Annotated in this window: 15 protein-coding genes; 9 read left to right on the top strand and 6 right to left on the bottom strand. The window is 66.1% G+C overall.

What is annotated here, in order from left to right; translation table 11 throughout:
• Nucleotides 1-105: 105 nt before the first annotated feature.
• Both AKN83_RS32155 and AKN83_RS32150 read left to right on the top strand, forming a co-directional pair.
• Nucleotides 106-1,503: an MATE family efflux transporter gene (locus AKN83_RS32155; protein ID WP_050406229.1), complete on the top strand. Its 1,398-nt coding sequence runs from the start codon at nucleotides 106-108 to the stop codon at nucleotides 1,501-1,503.
• Nucleotides 1,504-1,525: 22 nt separating this feature from the next.
• Entirely contained in the window at nucleotides 1,526-2,182 is a 657-nt protein-coding gene (locus AKN83_RS32150) for a 2-hydroxychromene-2-carboxylate isomerase (RefSeq protein ID WP_050406228.1), read from the top strand.
• Between the two features lie 108 nt (nucleotides 2,183-2,290).
• Here the strand turns inward: AKN83_RS32150 and AKN83_RS32145 are convergent, their stop codons facing one another.
• A complete protein-coding gene (locus AKN83_RS32145; RefSeq protein WP_050406227.1) occupies nucleotides 2,291-3,430 on the bottom strand; it encodes an FUSC family protein in 1,140 nt (379 codons plus the stop codon).
• Between the two features lie 147 nt (nucleotides 3,431-3,577).
• Between AKN83_RS32145 and AKN83_RS32140 the strand changes: the two genes are divergently transcribed.
• Nucleotides 3,578-4,948, top strand: a complete 1,371-nt coding sequence (locus AKN83_RS32140; protein WP_050406226.1) for an MmgE/PrpD family protein — start codon at nucleotides 3,578-3,580, stop codon at nucleotides 4,946-4,948.
• 189 nt (nucleotides 4,949-5,137) lie between these two features.
• Here the strand turns inward: AKN83_RS32140 and AKN83_RS32135 are convergent, their stop codons facing one another.
• From AKN83_RS32135 to AKN83_RS32125, 3 genes are all read right to left on the bottom strand, one after another.
• A complete protein-coding gene (locus AKN83_RS32135; protein WP_050406239.1) occupies nucleotides 5,138-6,565 on the bottom strand; it encodes a serine hydrolase domain-containing protein in 1,428 nt (475 codons plus the stop codon).
• A 317-nt stretch (nucleotides 6,566-6,882) separates the two neighbouring features.
• A complete protein-coding gene (locus AKN83_RS32130) occupies nucleotides 6,883-7,938 on the bottom strand; it encodes an AraC family transcriptional regulator (protein WP_050406225.1) in 1,056 nt (351 codons plus the stop codon).
• A 53-nt stretch (nucleotides 7,939-7,991) separates the two neighbouring features.
• Nucleotides 7,992-8,567 carry a GNAT family N-acetyltransferase gene (locus tag AKN83_RS32125; RefSeq protein WP_050406224.1) on the bottom strand — a complete coding sequence of 192 codons (576 nt, stop codon included), beginning with the start codon at nucleotides 8,565-8,567 and terminating at the stop codon, nucleotides 7,992-7,994.
• A 176-nt stretch (nucleotides 8,568-8,743) separates the two neighbouring features.
• Between AKN83_RS32125 and AKN83_RS32120 the strand changes: the two genes are divergently transcribed.
• The 4 genes from AKN83_RS32120 to AKN83_RS32105 all read left to right on the top strand — a co-directional run bounded on the left by AKN83_RS32120 (nucleotide 8,744) and on the right by AKN83_RS32105 (nucleotide 12,737).
• The gene (locus tag AKN83_RS32120) at nucleotides 8,744-9,661 is read left to right on the top strand and encodes a pirin family protein (protein WP_050406223.1); all 918 of its coding nucleotides are present in this window, start codon (nucleotides 8,744-8,746) and stop codon (nucleotides 9,659-9,661) included.
• A gap of 81 nt (nucleotides 9,662-9,742) precedes the next feature.
• Nucleotides 9,743-10,657, top strand: coding sequence for a phosphoribosylaminoimidazolesuccinocarboxamide synthase (locus AKN83_RS32115; protein WP_050406222.1), 915 nt, complete (start codon nucleotides 9,743-9,745; stop codon nucleotides 10,655-10,657).
• Nucleotides 10,658-10,842: 185 nt separating this feature from the next.
• On the top strand, nucleotides 10,843-11,883 hold the full coding sequence (locus AKN83_RS32110; RefSeq protein ID WP_050406221.1) for a zinc-dependent alcohol dehydrogenase: 1,041 nt from the start codon (nucleotides 10,843-10,845) through the stop codon (nucleotides 11,881-11,883).
• Nucleotides 11,884-11,930: 47 nt separating this feature from the next.
• Nucleotides 11,931-12,737: a crotonase/enoyl-CoA hydratase family protein gene (locus AKN83_RS32105; RefSeq protein ID WP_050406220.1), complete on the top strand. Its 807-nt coding sequence runs from the start codon at nucleotides 11,931-11,933 to the stop codon at nucleotides 12,735-12,737.
• Between the two features lie 65 nt (nucleotides 12,738-12,802).
• Here AKN83_RS32105 and AKN83_RS32100 read toward each other — a convergent pair whose 3' ends face one another.
• Together AKN83_RS32100 and AKN83_RS32095 are read right to left on the bottom strand one after the other, a co-directional pair.
• Nucleotides 12,803-14,173 carry an NAD(P)/FAD-dependent oxidoreductase gene (locus AKN83_RS32100; RefSeq protein WP_050406219.1) on the bottom strand — a complete coding sequence of 457 codons (1,371 nt, stop codon included), beginning with the start codon at nucleotides 14,171-14,173 and terminating at the stop codon, nucleotides 12,803-12,805.
• A 57-nt stretch (nucleotides 14,174-14,230) separates the two neighbouring features.
• Nucleotides 14,231-14,932, bottom strand: coding sequence for a GntR family transcriptional regulator (locus tag AKN83_RS32095; protein WP_050406218.1), 702 nt, complete (start codon nucleotides 14,930-14,932; stop codon nucleotides 14,231-14,233).
• A gap of 139 nt (nucleotides 14,933-15,071) precedes the next feature.
• Here AKN83_RS32095 and AKN83_RS32090 point away from each other — a divergent pair, with 139 nt between their 5' ends.
• Nucleotides 15,072-15,971 carry an amino acid ABC transporter substrate-binding protein gene (locus AKN83_RS32090; protein ID WP_050406217.1) on the top strand — a complete coding sequence of 300 codons (900 nt, stop codon included), beginning with the start codon at nucleotides 15,072-15,074 and terminating at the stop codon, nucleotides 15,969-15,971.
• A 241-nt stretch (nucleotides 15,972-16,212) separates the two neighbouring features.
• Nucleotides 16,213-16,689, top strand: coding sequence for a hypothetical protein (locus tag AKN83_RS32085; RefSeq protein ID WP_050406216.1), 477 nt, complete (start codon nucleotides 16,213-16,215; stop codon nucleotides 16,687-16,689).
• Nucleotides 16,690-16,803 lie beyond the last annotated feature (114 nt).

Here is a 16,803-nt window from a genome sequence, read left to right as displayed (position 1 = left end):
CATGCGCGAACGACAACTCGGGATGCGATGACCTCTGCGTGAGATCGTCGCGTTTGGGCAGCTTGGCCATGCTTTTGGCCGGTCCGCCGTGCTAGGCACACGACCATGACCTGCATCGACAAGATCGACCCGGCCGCGTCGCGCACGGCCGTCGTCCCACCTCGCAAGCTGCTGACGGCCGAGCTCGCGGAAACGCTGAAGCTCGCCGTGCCGCTGGCGCTGACGCAGCTCGGGCAGATCGCGATGATGACGACCGATCTCGCCTTCATCGGCCGGCTCGGCAGCGAGAACGTCGCCGCGGCGGCACTGGCGCACACCGTGTATTTCGTCAGCTTCACCATCGGCATGGGCATGATGTCGGCGGTCTCGCCGCTTGCCGCGCAGGCGTTCGGCGCCCGCGATCCGCGGGTGATGCGGCGCGCGCTCCGCGTCGGCCTGTGGGCGGGATTCTTCATGGTGCTGCCGCTGATGGCGCTGCCGTTCCAGGGCGAGCGCATCCTGCTCGCGCTCGGCCAGACGAAGGCCACCGCGCATCTGGCGCAGCAATATCTGTTCGGGCTCGCCTGGGGCATCTTGCCGGCGCTGTGGTTCATCGCGATCCGCGGCTTCATGAGCGCGGTGAACCGGCCGGAGCCGGTGCTGTGGATCACGCTCGCGGCGATCCCGGCCAATGCGCTGATGGTCTATCTTCTGCTCTACGGCAAATGGGGCATGCCCGAACTGGGCATGTTCGGCGCCGGACTTGCGACCACGATCGTCAATCTCGGCACCTTCCTCGCCGGCGTGTGGTTCGCGGCGCGTCGCCGCCCGTTCCGCAAGTATCACGTGTTCAGCCGGGTCTGGCGCATCGACTGGCCGTTGTTGGGCAGGCTGGTTACGATCGGCGCGCCGATCTCGATCGCGTTCCTGCTTGAATACGGCCTGTTCGGCGCGGCCGGCCTCTTGATGGGCCTGATCAGCACCACCGCGCTGGCGGCCCACCAGATCGCGCTGCAGATCGCGGCAATCCTGTTCATGGTGCCGTTCGGCGTCAGCATGGCCGCCACCGTGCGGGTCGGCCAGGCGGTCGGCCGCCGCGACCCCGATGCGGTGCAGCGTGCCGGCTTTGTCGCGGTCGCGCTGTCAGGCGTGTTCATGAGCGTCATGACGCTCGCGGTGATCCTGGCGCGCTTCGAGATCGCAGCGCTGTTCCTCGGCGAAGCCTCCGACGCCACCGCGCAGCTCACCGCGACGCTGCTGCTGATCGGCGCGACCTTCTTCATCGCCGATGGCGTGCAGACCACAACCGCCGGCGCGCTGCGCGGCATGCACGACACCCAGGTGCCGCTGCTGTTCGCCGTCATCAGCTACTGGCTGATCGGCTTCGCGTCGGCCTCTGCGCTGGCGTTCTGGGCCGGGCTCGACGCGCCCGGCGTCTGGATCGGGTTGTCGCTCGGCACTGCGGTCTATGCGACGCTCCTGATCTTGCGTTTCCGCCTGCTGGCACGCAGACTGGTTGGATGATGGTCGACGAGGAGGCTAGCCCATGACCTTGTCGGTCGATCTGTTCTTCTCATTCCGCAGTCCGTACAGCTATCTGGCGCTGCCGAAGACATTGAAGATGGTCGCCGACTACGACCTCGCGGTGAATTTGCGGCCGGTCTATCCGCTCGCGGTGCGCGTGCCCGGCTTCTTCAAGAGCACCAATCCGCAATTCGCCCGCTATGTCGTGCTCGACTCCCGTCGCGTCGCCGAGCATGAGAACATCCCGTTCCGCTTTCCGCGACCGGACCCGATCGTGCAGGACATGACGACGCTCGACGTCGCCGCGCACCAGCCCTACATCCATCGCCTGACCCGGCTCGGCGCTGCAGCCCAGCTCGAAGGGCAATCACTCGCCTTCACGGCCGCGATCAGCCGCGTGCTGTGGGACGGCTCGGTAAAAGGCTGGAACGAGGGCGATCATCTCGCCAAGGCCGCCGGTGCCGCCGGCTTCGATCTCGCGGCGATGGATGCGGTGATCACGGCCGATCCCGATCGCTATGAAGCGGTCATCAAGGACAACGAGAACGCACACGCGGCCTCCGGCCATTGGGGCGTACCGACCTTCGTGTTCGAGAACGAGCCGTTCTTCGGTCAGGACCGAATCGACCTGCTGATCTGGCGCATGGAGAGCAAAGGCCTGACGCGCCGCTTGACCTAGATCATGATGCGCTTCCTCAGAGTCGCATCATGATCTCATCTCATTGTTTGAGCATAATCTTTTTGGAAAACCGCTTCGCACTTTTCCGGATCATGCTCTAGCCCAAGGTCATGCCGCGCTCTTCTCCGACGTTTCCGCAACGATCTTCTCGGCAGCATCCTCGTTGGTGCACCAATTGCTGTGGCAGCGCTTGAGGTCGCTGAGGTTCTGCCGCATCTGGTCGAGCGAGAAGCCGAGCGCGAAGAACCGCTCCATGGCATCGACCGGCAGGCCCCGGGTCAGGCCCTCGCTGCGCACCGCGGCGACCTCCTCGCTATAGGCATGCAGCGCGGCATCGACCGGCGCCATGTCGGCCGGGCCGCTGCCGGCGCGCAGGGCGGTCGCGACCGCCATCATGTAGGTGACGATCGCCTTGCTGACCTCGGCCAGCGGCCGCGCCAGCCTGGCCTGGATATCGGCCGGCAGCGGCACGACGCAGGCGCGCCCGATCATCACGACGTCGTGCCGCAGACGCTGGATCGTTCGCAGCAACGGACCGGTCTCCGGCCCCGACGACAGATGCATGGTGCGTTCGCGCTCGGCCTCGAGGCCGGTCGCGTGCAGATTGGTCACCGCGGTGCCGATGCCGTCCTGGATACGATGCAGCGCGTCGTTGTCGAGCCCACGCGTGAGGCCGGCGAGCAATTCGGCGAACGCCGCCGAGAGCAGTTCCAGGAGCTTTGACGCATTGACCCGGATCTGGCTGACCGCGCGCGACGGCAGCACCAGGAACGAGATCAGAAGTCCGGTGAGCGCGCCGACGGTCACCTCAAGGACACGGTCGATCGCGGAATCCAGCGGATTGGAATGATGCATCGTCGGCAGCAGCAGCACGATCACCGCCGTCACCGTCGCCGAGTTCAGGCTGGGATTGAGCGCGGCGATAAACGCGAGCGGCACGATCGCCAGCACCAGCAGCGCCAGCAGGCTGCCTTCGCCGGAATGCGGGATCAGCACCGCGATCGCACCGCCATAAATGGCACCGCCGATGGTGCCGAGCATGTAATCCCGCGTCGCCTTCAGCGAGCGGCCGACACTCATTTGCGTCACGATCAGCGAGGTCAGCACCGCCCAGAGCGGCAGCATGAGGTTCAGCGCCACCGCGATGACATAGGCCGCCACGCCGGCGGACGCGATCCGGACCGCCAGCGCCAGTTGCGTCTTGCGGGTCCAAAGCTTGTCGAACATGCGTTTTGCGAAGGTCCTCATGCACCCTGATCCGCAATCAATGGAAAGGCCCGTGTTACATGACTTGACGTCCAGCGACCCGAAGCATGGCTGCTGCCCGCGGCGGCAAGGTGGCTTGAAAGGCCAAACCCGCCCGCCTACCCTGCGCCGCAAAATTGAGGAAACACGATGGCCCACGAAACCGCAACGCTCGCCGCCTACGTCGCCGACCTGAAATATTCCGATATTCCGCCGGAGGTGCTGGAGCGCGCCAAGGTTTTGACGCTGGATTTCCTGGGCAGCACCATCCGCGCCCGCCGCGATGCGGAATCGACCCCCTCGCTGATGAAGATGCTGGAGGCGCTGGCGCTGGACGGCAAGGGCGAGGCCACGGTGTTCGGCGACAGCAAGACCTGGACCCCGGCGGTGGCGGCGCTGCTCAACGGCGCGCTCGGCCATTCGCTCGACTTCGACGACACCCACGCCGATTCCTCGCTGCATCCGAGCGCGCCGGTGGTGCCCGCCGCGTTTGCGGTCGGCGAGATGGTCGGCGCCTCCGGCGGCGACGTGCTGACCGCGATCGTTGCCGGTTATGAAGTGTGCTGCCGGCTCGGCAACGCGCTCGATCCGACCTCGCATTACGCCAAGGGCTTCCACCCGACCGCGACGGCCGGCACCTACGGCGCGGCGGCGGCGGCGGCAAAACTGTTCGGACTGTCGAAGGAGCAGATCGTCTCCGCGTTCGGCGTCTCCGGCAGCCAGGCCGCCGGCTCGCTGCAATTCCTGGTCAATGGCGCCTGGAACAAGCGCTACCAGGTCGGCGCCGCCGCGATGAACGGCGTGATCGCTGCGACCCTGGCGCGCAACGACTTCATCGGTTCGAGCGAGTCGGTCGAAGGCAAGCACGGCCTCCTGGTCGGCTATACCGACGACGCGCATCCGGACAAGGCGGTGGCCGGCCTCGGCAGCACCTACGAGACGCTGAAGATCGGCGTGAAGCCGTATCCGAGCTGCCGCTATACCCATGCCGCAATCGACGCGCTGATCGCGATGCGGCGCGAGCACAATCTGACGCCGGACCAGATCAGGAAGGTCGAGATCGGCCTGCACCGCAACGGCATCACGCTGACCGGCGATGCCGCCACCAAGCGTCACCCGACTTCGGTGGTCGGCGGGCAGTTCTCGATGTTCTTCACCGGCGCGATCGCGCTCGACCAGGGCCATTTCGGCTGGGATGATTACGACCGCCTCGGCGACAAGGCCATCGACGCGCTCGCCGACAAGTTCGACGTGGTGCAGGACGACCGCCTCGAAGTCGGCCGCACGCACCCGTTCGGCGCCCGCGTCTCGATCACCACCGATGACGGCACCCACGAGCGCCTCTATGCCGACCCCTCGGGTGAGCCGACCTCGTTCCCCGATGCAAAGGCGATGCAGCAGAAGTTTTTGACGCTGGCCCGCCCGGTGCTCGACAAGCGCGCCGACCAGCTCGCCGACGCGATCCTGACGCTCGAGCGGTTCGACCGCGTGGAGCAGGCGACGCAGCTGGGAAGGCAGTAAGGGCGATCGTCGCCGTCGCAAGCGCCGCTGTCGTCCCCGGCGCAGGCCGGGACGACGGTGTCAAGCGGCATCACGCGCGGCGAAATGGATTCCGAGCTCATGCTTCGCATGCCCCCGGAATGACGGAGAGGGTCTCACCTGCTCCGGAGATTCAATTCACGATCGCGCCGATGTTGCGTGACGTTTCCATCAATTGCCGCCCGCGAGCCGCGCGCCTGTCGACGTCGCAGTGACCACATCCCGGACCAGCTCGAACACGCCGTCCGCCTCGGGCGGCATGTTCGGCGAGCGGCCGAGCCGCACGATGACGAGGTGCTGCGACGGCACGATGATCGCATACTGCCCGATCGTGCCCTTGGCGAAGAAGGCGTCGCGCGGCCAGCCGTGCTTGACACGGAAGTTGGCGCCAAGGCTGTCGCCGAGATTGGTCCAGAAGCCGGCGCCGATGCCGACCCAGCCGTTCGGTGTCGGCGATGCGGAGTACTTGACCCAGCCTTCGGGCAGAATGCGCTTGTCGCCGGCCATCCCGTCGTTGAGGTAGAGCTGGCCGAGACGCGCCCAGTCGCGTGCGCTCGCCATCATCGCGCCCGATCCTTCCGGCGTGCCCGCAGCATCGAACTGCATCACGACATTGCGCATGCCGAGTGGATCGAACAACTCCCGACGCGCGAAGCGCATCACATCAGCCGCATGCCCGCCCGCGGCGTTGCGGATCAGATGCGAGAGGATCAGGTAGTTGCCGTCGTGATAATTCCAGACCCGGCCGGGCACGCCCTCCAGTGCAGCGCGCTCGGCAAAGGCGGCCATGTCCGATTCCATGTACTTCATGCGGTTGACCGGCTCGAGCACGGACGCCAGCGACGCCTCCAGCGAGCTGCCGAGCGCAAGCCCGGCGGTGTGGCGCAACAGCTCGTCGACCGTGATCGCGTGGCGCGGATCCTTCGGATCCTGCCAGACCGCGATCGGCACCGGCCGGTCGACTGCGAGCTTGCCGTCGCGCACGAGGATTCCGATCAGGGCCGAGATCGCCGACTTGCTCATGGAGAAGCCGAGCAGCGGCGTCTCGATGCCGATGCCGTCGGCATAGCGCTCGGCGACGATGCGGCCGTCCTTCATCACCACGACGGCGCGGGTGTGGCGGAACGGCGGCTCCGCCGGCTCGGCAAAGGCGCGGTCGAGCGCGGCCGCGAGCTGCGGGCTCTGCGGCGCGACGAGCACAGGACCGGCGATCTCGGGCAGCGACGCGGCTTGCGGCCTCGCAGGCGGAAGCGCGGTATCGGCCAGCATCTCGCCATGTTCGAGGGTGCAGCCGAGCCCCTCGCGATAGACCGCATGGCTGCGGCCGAGCCCGAACAGCGTCACGGTGACGTCGCGGCGATCGAGGTCGACCTCGGTATCCATCGCCCAGGTGAGCAGGCGAGCCCCGGGCATCGCATCGATGGTCTCGGTCACGTTTCGCCTGGGGTCGAGGCCGCTGACGAAGGTCTCCGAGCAGACGATATTCGCAACAAAGCCGGTTGCGACCTTCGGCACGTCGCGGGCACGGGCGGCGGACAGCGCCAGCGCGCCGCACGCGGTGCTGGCGGCGAGAATGAGAAAGAGCTTTCGACGGGTCACGGGATCCTCCGGCATCGCGCGATGGGCGCGTGGCCGGGATCAGGCCGGAGCGGGCGCAGTGGCGCTCGCCGGATTTGGAAATGGGGCTAGTCGAGGATTGCGGACGGCTCGCCGATTCTGGAATCTTTCAACGATTGTAGTGGTTTAGGGACGAGGCAGCCTCTCCCTTCTCCCCTTGCGGGAGAAGGTGGCGCGGGCGCAGTCCGCGACGGATGAGGGGTCTCTATCCGCGGAGACAGACCCCTCACCCCGCTTCGCTGCGCGAAGCGACCCTCTCCCACAAGGGGAGAGGGTCGAGCGGAGCCGCCCAGCGACGATTACACGGCGTTGGCCTTCTTCCGGTACTCGGTCGGGGTCACGCCTGTGGTCGCCTTGAAGGCGCGGTTGAAGGGGCCGAGCGACTGGAAGCCGGCGTCCATGGCGATGGTGATGACGGGGACCTCGGCCTGCGAGGGATCGGCGAGCGCGGCCTTGGCTTCCTCGATCCGGTGGTTGTTGAGGAAGACGTTGAAGTTGCGATAGCCGAGCCGCTGGTTGATCAGCCGCCGCAGTCGATATTCGGGAATCTTCAGCCGGGCTGCCAGGGTGCCGATCGTGACGTTGTCGTGGCGATAGATACGCTCGTCCGCCATCAGCCGCATCAGGGCATCGACCAGTCTCTGGTCCGCCGCCTCCTCGACCGCGGCCGGCTTCGTCAGCACGACGGCCTCTGCCGGCACCGTGAACAGGTCGGCGCCATCGACGCGCATCATCGCCCAGGTGATCGCGGCCACGACAGCGGTGAGCACGGCCGCGTTCACCAGATTGGCCCATTCCACGGTCACGCGGCTGCCGGCATAGGCAATCTGAAGCAGCGCGTTCATTCCGCCATACAGCGCAGAGGCAACGACGATGAAGACGCGGACACGGCGGCGGCGCTCGACCAGATCCGGCGACCACGAGGTGATGGTCTGTGCCACCGCAAGCGCAATGAAGACGAGCGAGAGCGAATTGACCATGGTGATCGCGAACCGTGCGTGACCGGCGGGTGCGATCCACATGCAACTGACGAAGCTGTAGGCCACGACCGCAGCCCAGATCAGGCCGTGCCACCAGCGCAGCACAAACGCATCATCGAACAGCGCGCGCGTGAACAGCCAGAACACCACGATAGCGCCGGTCGAGAGCGCGATCAGCGGCGCATGCCAGTCCGAGACCGGCGGCCCGGCACCGATCGACGCGGTCACCGCATGCGCGGCCGAACCGAGCGCGAAGGCGGCCGCAAGTCGCCCGGCCAGTACCTTGCCGAAATCCGCGACCATCGAGGCCGCGAGCACCAGCAGCAGCGTCACGGTGGCGGCGCGCAGGCACAATTCGGTCGCGGCAAAGGTCATCGGTCGGTGCGATCTCCAAGGTGAGCAGAGAATCGTCCGTCAGGGGCGATTTTTCAAGAACCATCGCGCGGCCAGCGGCTGCGCTGCGTGACCCAGATATCGACAACGTCGCCCTCGAGCTTGCCCGGGCCCTCGTTCACCGCCCCCAGTCGCCGCGCCACTGCCTGCGAGGCCACGTTGGCCGGATCGATGCAATGGATGATACGGTCGACCGTGAAGTTCGCGAATACAAAATCGATCGCGGCGCGCGCCGCCTCCACCGCATAGCCCTTGCCGCGATACTCCCTGGCAATGCCCCAGCCGACCTCGAAGCCCGGCCATTCCGGCGGACAATACGGGCCAATACGCCCGATGTAGCGGCCGGAGGATTTCTCCTCGACCGCGAACATGCCGAAGCCGTGCAGCGCCCAGTGGCCGGAGATGACGGCGGCGTTGCGCCAGCCCTTCAACTCGGACGTGATGGGCTGATGATCCGGCGTGATGAAGCGCGCCGTCTCGGGATCGGACAGCATCCGCGTGTTGTCGACGACGTCGGATGCGCGCCATGGCCGCAGGATGAGCCGCGCGGTTTCGATCACGGGACCATCGACCTGCAACAACCTTGCGCCCGGCTTGATCAGAGAAACCATCGGCACCCCCGGTTTCCAAGTTTACGCTGTTATCACGCGCGCGCACACGCCAGAAGTACTTCGTCGTCCCGGCTCGTGCGGCGCCTTGTCATCGGGCGGCGCTTCCCGCCGACCCGTTGCCTTGGCCGGGACGACGGTTGGAGTATGATCAAGGCAAGCAAGAAGGAGACTTTACCATGAGCTGGCAGCCCTCGACCGATCCCGAACTCGGCGATCCCAAGACCTGCGACGCGCTGGATCTGATCATCGTGCCGCGCACCCGCGATCTCGGCGACGGTTTTGCCGTGCGCCGCGCGCTGCCGCACGGCAAGCGGCAGATGGTGGGGCCGTTCATCTTCTTCGATCATTTCGGTCCGGTGCAATATCTCGCCGGCAAGGGCATGGATGTGCGGCCGCATCCGCATATCGGGCTCGCCACCGTCACCTATCTGTTCGACGGCAGCATCATGCACCGCGACAGCGAGGGCAATATCCAGGAGATCCAGCCCGGCGCGATGAACCTGATGACCGCGGGTCGCGGCATCGCGCATTCCGAGCGCACCCCCGACGTGCAGCGTCGCGACGGCCAGAAGATGCTCGGCCTGCAAAGCTGGATCGCTCTGCCGGCCGGCAAGGAAGAGATCGCGCCGTCGTTCCAGCATTATGGCGCGGGCGACCTGCCGATGATCTCGGAGCGCGACTTCACCGCGCGCGTGATCGCAGGCTCGGCGTTCGGCATCAGCTCGCCGGTCAGCATGGTCTCGCCATGGTTCTACACCGAAGTGACCGCGCAGGCCGGCACCTCGGTGCCGCTCGACCCCGATCATGAGGAGCGCGCGATCTATCTCGTCGACGGCGAGGTCGAGATCGCGGGTGACCGCCACGAGGGGCCGCGGCTCCTGATCTTCCGGCCCGGCGACCGCATCACCGTGAAGACGCTGCGACCGACCCGCATGATGTTCCTCGGCGGCGACGCCCTGGAGGGGCCGCGCCACATCTGGTGGAATTTCGTCTCCTCCTCGAAGGAGCGGATCGAGCAGGCCAAACAGGACTGGAAAACCGGGCGTTTCGCGCAAGTTCCGCACGAACACGAGTTCATTCCGCTGCCGGAGTGAGCTATTTCCTGTGTTAGTCTCTCGCGCCCGCACGGCTCGTGCGGGCGCTCGTCGTTGAAGCCACCCGGAAAGACCACGCCCATGACCGCGATGCTGTCCAGCGATTTGCCCCTGCCCCGGATCGGCCGCGGCAAGGTACGCGATATCTACGCCGTCGGTGACGATCGCGTGCTGCTGCTCACCACCGACCGCATCTCGGCATTCGACGTGGTGATGGCGGAAACCATTCCGATGAAGGGCGCGGTGCTGACCCAGATCAGCGCTTGGTGGTTCCGGCAACTCGAAGGCACCGTGCCGCATCACATGATCAGCGCCGATGCCGACGAGATCATCCGCGCGGTGCCCGAACTCAAGAACCATCGCGCCGACATCCTCGGCCGCGCGATGCTGTGCAAGCGCACCACCGTGTTTCCGATCGAATGCGTGATCCGCGGCTACATCTCCGGCTCGGCCTGGAAGGAATACGCGGCCGAGGGCACGCTCGCCGGCGAGAAGCTGCCGGCGGGCCTGGTCGAGAGCCAGAAGCTCGAGCCTGCAATCTTCAGCCCGGCGACCAAGGCCGAGGCCGGCCATGACGAGAACATCACCGTTCAGCGGGTGCGCGAGATCGTGGGTGCTGATGTCGCTGCGTCGCTGGAGAAGATGGCGCGCGACGTCTACGCTTTCGGCGAGCAGACCAGCCGCGCCCGCGGCATCATCATCGCCGACACCAAGTTCGAATTCGGCCGCGACAAGGACGGCCGCATCATCCTGATCGACGAGGTGATGACGCCGGATTCGTCGCGCTTCTGGGCGGTCGATGCCTACAAGCCCGGCCAGCCGCAGCCGAGCTTCGACAAGCAGCCGCTGCGCGACTATCTCGACGTCGAGCGCCACGCCGGCCGCTGGAACGGCGACGCCCCCGCCCCGCCGCTGCCCGCCAGCGTGGTGGATGCGACCAGCAAGCGGTATCTGGAAGCGTATCGCCGTGTGACGGGGACTGAGCTGAAGGTCTGACCTCTCCGTCATTGCGAGCGAAGCGAAGCAATCCACTTCGCCGATTGCGGAGGCATGGATTGCTTCGTCGCTTCCGCTCCTCGCAATGACGGCCTGAGGTGAATCCCATTCACCCCTGTTGAAGACATACCTTTTGTCGTCACCGCCGCCTCCCTGCACTCTCCGACCAAAACGGAGAGTGCACGATGCGGCAATTGACTTATATCGGCGGCAACAAGGTCGAGTGGTGGGACGTTCCGGCACCGCGCCTGCAGGATGACCGCGACGCGCTGGTGCAGCCGCTCGCGGTGACGCGCTGCGATCTCGATCTTGCGATCGTGCATGGCCGATCGGGCTTCGCAGGTCCATTTGCGCTCGGACATGAGACCGCCGGCCGCATCGTCGACGTCGGCGGCGCCGTGAGGAATTTCGCGCCTGGCGACCTCGTCATCGTCCCGTTCCAGATCAGTTGCGGGGCTTGCGACCGCTGCCGCCGCGGACACACCAATGCCTGTACGGCGGTGCCCTTCCGTTCCTCCTACGGGTTGAAGCCGGTCTGCGGCGTGGAATATGGCGGCGGCCTGTCCGACCTGATCCGCGTGCCGTTCGCCGATCACATGCTGGTCCGCCAACCGAACGGCCATGCCCTGTCGCAAACCGCGGGATTGGCCGACGGCGCGACCGACGGGTTCAGCGCGGTGGCGCGCTGGCTCACGCAACGGCCCGGCGCCGACGTGCTCGTGATCGGCGGCTTCGCCCAGTCGCTCGCGATGTTCGCGGTGCAGGCGGCGGTGGCGCGCGGTGCGAGCCGCGTCGTCTATCTCGACGACCACGCGCCGCGCCTTGCCAAGGCGAAGTCGCTCGGTGCCGGCATCATCGAAGCCCCAAGCGGCCTGTCGATCGAGCCGCCCGGCCTGTTCCCGATCGTGATCGATGCGACCGCGACCGACGCCAGCACCCTGCTGGCATTCCGCGCAACGGAACCGAACGGCATCTGCCAGCGGATGTATGGCGACTTTGCCGAGACCACGCCGGTGCCGCTGCGGCATATGTATGGAATCGGCATCACGCTGAAGGTCAGCCGCGTCAATGTTCGCGCCGAACTGCCGGATTGCGTTGCCCATGTTGCGGCAGGCCATTACCACCCAGAACACGTCATCACCCGCCGCGTTCGCTTCGAGGATGCGCATGAGGCGATCGGGGACCCGACCATCCGCGTCGCTTTCGTTCGCGATGGCATTGCCTGACCGGGACCGCTAGGTTGGCTCCAACCAACGAACTCAGGGAGCGATCCATGTCCGATGCCGATACCGTGCTCGTCGAGCGCGACGGTCCCGTCACCATCATCTCCATCAACCGTCCGCGCAACCGCAACGCCGTCGACGGTGCCACCGCGCGGAAGCTGTATGACGCATTCCTTGCCTTCGACGCCGACGCAAGCGCATCGGTCGCGGTGTTCACCGGCACCGGCGGCTATTTCTGCGCCGGCGCAGACCTCAAGGCAGTGGCGGCGGGCGATCCCGAGAAGAAGCGCGAGATCGGCGGCCACAACACGATCGCGCCGATGGGACCGAGCCGGCTGCGGCTGTCGAAACCGGTGATCGCCGCGATCGAGGGCTTTGCGGTCGCCGGCGGCATGGAGCTTGCGCTGTGGGCCGACATGCGCGTCGTCGCCGAGGACGCCACCTTCGGCGTGTTCTGCCGTCGCTTCGGCGTGCCGCTGATCGACCTCGGCACCATCCGCCTGCCGCGCCTGATCGGCCATTCGCAGGCGATCGATCTGATCCTCACCGGACGTCCAGTCGCAGGGCCCGAGGCATTTCGCATGGGGCTCGCGAACCGCTTGGTGCCGAAGGGCGAGACGCGCGCGCACGCCGTTGCGCTTGCCAAGGACATTGCGAAATTCCCGCAGAACTGCATGCGCGCCGATCGCCTGTCGGCGCTACGGCAGTGGGATCTGGAGGAAGAAGACGCGATCAGGAACGAGATGCGCGGCGGGCTCGAGGTGATCGGGTCGGGCGAAACGCTGGCGGGTGCGACGCGCTTTGCGTCGGGCGTCGGCCGCCACGGCGCCTTCGGCAATGAGGGCGGCAACGGCTAAGGCGATCTGCGTGGACGTAGCCCGGATGGAGCGGAGCGCAATCCGGGCTACGAGGGTGAGTTGAACTACAGCAACCCGCGGCTTTCGCTCGCCGCGAGCTCGGCCATCAGCGCCCTGTCGTCATAGCGCGCGAGCGAGAGGCTGCGGGCGAATGCGGGCGCCGGCGCGCCGGCCACGACGCGAGCGCAGAGATCGCCGGTAGCACAGGCGCCCATCGTGCCGTAACCCGACAGCGCGGTAGCGAGGAAGACGCCCGATGTCTTCGCCGCGCCGATCAGCGGCCAGTTCTCCTTCGTCATCGGATAGTAGCCGCCGTAGTGCACGCGGTCGCGTGGCAGCGCACCGAGATATTGCGCAAGGCGCGGCTGCAGCCGGCTTGCCGCACGCAGCACGACTTCAGGGAAATACGGATTGAGCTCCGGCTCGCGGACCGGCGCCGTGGTCGGCTCGGTGTTGAAGGCCCAGCCGAGCTTGATCCACTCGCCGTGATCGCCGCCGTCGGGCCGGCAATGGATGCTGCCCGGCATCGGCGCCAGCAGGCGCGCGAATTCCGGCGCCGCCGACAGCGCCTCGCGCTCGTCGTCGGACCAGGCCAGCGTCTGGCCGTCGAGATCGATCGCGAACGGCATCCTGCGATCGACCGCGCGGTTGCGATCGGCGAAGGCGATCTTCTGCTGCAGCACATTGACGATCGGCAGCTGCTCGCCATGCATCGCCGCGACATCCGCGGCGAACGGCCCCGCGGCATTGACGATGATATCGGCCTTGATGGTCTGCCGCGCGCCATCGGCCAGCACGTCGACGGCGAAGCGATCGCTCTTCGCAATGCCGACCACCCTCGCCTGCTGAAACTGCGCACCCAGCGGGCGCATGGTCTCCAGCATGTACTGGCCGAGCTGCTGACCGCTGATGTCCCCCGCCCTGCGGATGTGCAGCGCGGTTGTAACCTCCTTGTCGAACGTCGGATAATGCGCCTGGATCAGATCGCGCCCCTGCAGGACGTCGACGCCGTCGGGCGCCCGCTGCCAGTCCGCCGAATGCGGCGGCACATAGCCGCGGCTTGCTCCTTCATGCAGGCGGATCAGTCTTGCAGCCTGCTCGCCGTAGCCGGCGTAGAGCTGCTGCAGCAGCGCCTCAGGCTTCTCCTCGCGCGTGACCAGCAGATATCCGCGCCGCGTCATGTGGATGCGGTTGTCGCTGCGGCGTGCGATCTCCTCCATCAGGTCGGTACTGTGGTTGGTGAAATCGGCCATCGTCGGATGCGGCCACCAGTTGCGGTAGTTCTCGCCCGATTGCGCCGAGGTCAGCGCCATCGGCTGGCCTTCGTCGACGATCAGCAGACGCGACCGCTTGTGCTGGACGGCGAGGTAGTAGGCCGTGGCGATGCCGACGATGCCCGCACCGATCACCAGGATTTCGACGTCATTGGTCTTCACGCATAGTCTCCCAAAGGCCCGCTGCGGGGCCTGCAATGATTCAGATTGTTCGAGCGATCAGACCGAGCGTTCGGGGCTCGCATCGCGCACCGCCTGGCGCTGCGCCGAGCGCAGCGTCTTCTGCGTTTCCTCGATATGATCGCGCAGCAGGCGGACGGCCTTCTTGACCTCGCCGTCACGGCAGAATTCGAGCAGCCGGTAGTGCTCGCGCTGCGGACGCTCCTTGCCGGTCGCCTGCGACACCAGCGCCCGCGTGAAGCGGCCGACGTGGCCGTAATTCGCCTCGATCATGCCGAGCAGGCGCGGTCGGTTGCACGGCGCGTAGAGCGTGGCGTGGAATTTCCAGTTGAAGGCGCCCCATTGCGCCGGATCGGGCTCGGCGTCGTAGGCGCGGAGGATTTTCGTCGCTTGTTCGAGATCGATCTCGCCCATCGCAGGGATCGCCAATCGCAGCGCGTGGCATTCGAGCGCGATCCGGATCTCGAGCAGCTCGATCACCTCGTCGATCGACAGGTCGGAGACGACAGCGCCGCGGTTGGGCAGGAAGGTGACAAAGCCTTCGGCCTCGAGCTGGCGCAGCGCCTCGCGCACCGGGATGCGGCTGGTGCCGAACCGCGCAGCGAGCTCGTCCTGGCGGAGCTGCAATCCGGGCGCGAGCTCGCCCGAGCTGATCGCGGACCGCAGCGCCTCACGCACGGCGTCAGGCGCGGAACCGTGAGGTCCGGCCCCTCGATGGATTGTGGCGGTTGCGGGTTCCATCCGGCATCTCTCTGGCTGGCGTCAAGCTACGGTATCCGACTTGGCGATGATTGTATAAAATCAGATTGCCGATTATGCAATCCAATGTATAAAATCTGGGCTGATCGTATCCAATTCTGCCGGCGAGCGCGAGCACCTGATGAATAATCCACTCAAGCAATTGACTTTCCTGGCTTTTCTTGCGGCGACGATATCAGCCCCGGCACAGGCCCAATCGCCCGGTGGCACGCTGGCCAAGATCCGCGACATCGGCGAGATCCGGCTCGGGCACCGCGACGTCTCGGTCCCGTTCTCCTATCTCGACGATAACCAGAAGCCGGTCGGCTTTGCGATGGACCTCTGCGCGCGGATCGTCGATGCGGTGAAGGACGAACTCAAGCTGCCGGCGCTGGAGACCCGGCTGCAGCCAGTCCAGCTCTCCACCCAGATACCGCTGATCGAGAACGGCACCATCGACATCGTCTGTGGTCCCGCGACCAACACGCTGGAGCGGCAGAAGGTCGTCGCCTTCAGCACCACGATCTTCGTGTCGAGCATTCGCGCGGTGGTGCAGAAGGACGCGCCGATCAAGACCTTCGAGGATCTCGGCGGCAGGCCGGTCTCTCTGACCTCAGGCTCGACCTCGATCGGGCTGCTCAGCGCACGCGCCCAGGCGAAAAATTTTCAGACCAAGAACATCCTGACGCCGGACCATGCCGCATCGTTCCTCGCGCTGACCACCGGACGTAGCGACGCCTTCGTGATGGACGACATTCTGCTCGCCAGCCTGATCGCCGGCAGCCCCAATCCGTCGGACTGGCGCATCATCGACGACAGCCTGCGCACCGAGCCCTACGGGCTGATCATCCGCAAGGGCGATCCGGAGTTCAAGGCGCTGGTCGACAGGACGCTGGTCGCCATGATGAAGAGCAACGAATTCCAGGAGCTCTACGCCAAATGGTTCACGCGGCCGATCCCGCCGAAGAACGTGAACCTGAATTTCCCGATGACGGCGCCGCTGAAGGACGCCGTCGCCAATCCGAACGACAAGGGCGTGTGACGGGCGCATCTGGTCAGGCGAGTTCTCGGCTGCGGCCGCCTTGCTTTCCGGCTGCGGCTGGCGAAGTCCATTTAAAAGGCGGCTTCGAAGCGCCGCGCTAGATGTCCCTTTGCGCTGGATCAAAGCAAGCCCCCCTTGCCGGCCGCATGTTGAATCAAGATGAGGCACTGGAAGGCGTGCATCCTCGGGGTTCGCATTGGGTCCCTGGCAAGGATCGCGCCCGTCGAGAATTGGAACGCGCATGAAAGTAAAGCCATTTACCGCCTTGTTGCTCGCCATGTCGGCCGCCGCGGTGATTCCGACCAGTTGGGCCCAGTCACCTCCCGGGGCGGGCAATGCCGAGCGATATATCCCTCAGCTCGCCAACATCATGACCGCCGCGCAGCTGCAGCACCTCAAGCTGTGGTCGGCGGGAACGGCCCATAACTGGCCGCTCGCGGCCTACGAGCTGCAGCAGCTCCGGGAGAGCCTCGTGGAGGCGGCGCTGCTCTACCGCGGAATTCCGGTCTCCAACGTCACGACACTCGCCTCGTCCATTTCCGTCATGACGGAAGCGATCGACCGAAAAGACCCAGAGCGGTTCGCGAAGGAGTTCGCCGAGCTGACCAAGGGCTGCAACACCTGTCATCAATCGATGGACCGCGCCTTCATCGTGTTGCGCACGCCTGCCGAGCAGCCATTTTCCAACCAGGCGTTCCAGCCGAAGAGCAAGCCTTAGCCATATGCCAATGCGAACGCACCGCGCGCCCACAAGCTGAAACGTGAGAACCAAAGCGCCGTGGATCTCGGGGCAGTGCCGGGTCAGACGCCGCCCGGTGAGCCATCCAGGTCA

This window comes from Bradyrhizobium embrapense, from assembly GCF_001189235.2.
GTDB lineage: Bacteria > Pseudomonadota > Alphaproteobacteria > Rhizobiales > Xanthobacteraceae > Bradyrhizobium > Bradyrhizobium embrapense.
This window is presented reverse-complemented; position numbering and strand designations above follow the sequence as displayed.

What these genes read in the sequence shown, in the direction of transcription:
- AKN83_RS32155 (WP_050406229.1), top strand. Translation starts at nt 106, where the DNA reads ATGACCTGCATCGACAAGATCGACCCGGCCGCGTCGCGCACGGCCGTC.
- AKN83_RS32090 (WP_050406217.1), top strand. Translation starts at nt 15,072, where the DNA reads ATGAATAATCCACTCAAGCAATTGACTTTCCTGGCTTTTCTTGCGGCG.
- AKN83_RS32140 (WP_050406226.1), top strand. Translation starts at nt 3,578, where the DNA reads ATGGCCCACGAAACCGCAACGCTCGCCGCCTACGTCGCCGACCTGAAA.
- AKN83_RS32120 (WP_050406223.1), top strand. Translation starts at nt 8,744, where the DNA reads ATGAGCTGGCAGCCCTCGACCGATCCCGAACTCGGCGATCCCAAGACC.
- AKN83_RS32150 (WP_050406228.1), top strand. Translation starts at nt 1,526, where the DNA reads ATGACCTTGTCGGTCGATCTGTTCTTCTCATTCCGCAGTCCGTACAGC.
- AKN83_RS32085 (WP_050406216.1), top strand. Translation starts at nt 16,213, where the DNA reads ATGAAAGTAAAGCCATTTACCGCCTTGTTGCTCGCCATGTCGGCCGCC.
- AKN83_RS32130 (WP_050406225.1), bottom strand. Translation starts at nt 7,938, where the DNA reads ATGACCTTTGCCGCGACCGAATTGTGCCTGCGCGCCGCCACCGTGACG.
- AKN83_RS32145 (WP_050406227.1), bottom strand. Translation starts at nt 3,430, where the DNA reads ATGAGGACCTTCGCAAAACGCATGTTCGACAAGCTTTGGACCCGCAAG.
- AKN83_RS32115 (WP_050406222.1), top strand. Translation starts at nt 9,743, where the DNA reads ATGACCGCGATGCTGTCCAGCGATTTGCCCCTGCCCCGGATCGGCCGC.
- AKN83_RS32095 (WP_050406218.1), bottom strand. Translation starts at nt 14,932, where the DNA reads ATGGAACCCGCAACCGCCACAATCCATCGAGGGGCCGGACCTCACGGT.
- AKN83_RS32105 (WP_050406220.1), top strand. Translation starts at nt 11,931, where the DNA reads ATGTCCGATGCCGATACCGTGCTCGTCGAGCGCGACGGTCCCGTCACC.
- AKN83_RS32110 (WP_050406221.1), top strand. Translation starts at nt 10,843, where the DNA reads ATGCGGCAATTGACTTATATCGGCGGCAACAAGGTCGAGTGGTGGGAC.
- AKN83_RS32125 (WP_050406224.1), bottom strand. Translation starts at nt 8,567, where the DNA reads ATGGTTTCTCTGATCAAGCCGGGCGCAAGGTTGTTGCAGGTCGATGGT.